The organism is Lactobacillus johnsonii ATCC 33200 (assembly GCF_000159355.1).
Classification (GTDB): domain Bacteria; phylum Bacillota; class Bacilli; order Lactobacillales; family Lactobacillaceae; genus Lactobacillus; species Lactobacillus johnsonii.
Map to the genome: position 1 here is coordinate 1 of NZ_GG670149.1, position 233 is coordinate 233.

The 233-nt window shown below is 49.8% G+C and carries 2 tRNA genes; both read left to right on the forward strand.

Annotated features, from left to right (window positions below):
- Nucleotides 1-28 precede the first annotated feature (28 nt).
- Nucleotides 29-102: transfer RNA gene (locus tag HMPREF0528_RS08815), tRNA-Ile, on the forward strand.
- 36 nt (nucleotides 103-138) lie between these two features.
- Nucleotides 139-211, forward strand: a tRNA-Ala gene (locus HMPREF0528_RS08820).
- Nucleotides 212-233: the final 22 nt, after the last annotated feature.

Below are 233 nucleotides of genomic sequence, written 5' to 3' on the forward strand. Positions count from 1 at the left end.
CAACTTGAATAACAAGCCAAGCACAATCGGGCCTATAGCTCAGCTGGTTAGAGCGCACGCCTGATAAGCGTGAGGTCGATGGTTCAAGTCCATTTAGGCCCATTCAAAGCAAAAAAAGCTTTGATAAAAGGCAATGATGGGGGCTTAGCTCAGATGGGAGAGCGCCTGCTTTGCACGCAGGAGGTCATCGGTTCGATCCCGTTAGCCTCCATTGAGACATAAAGTCTCAAGGG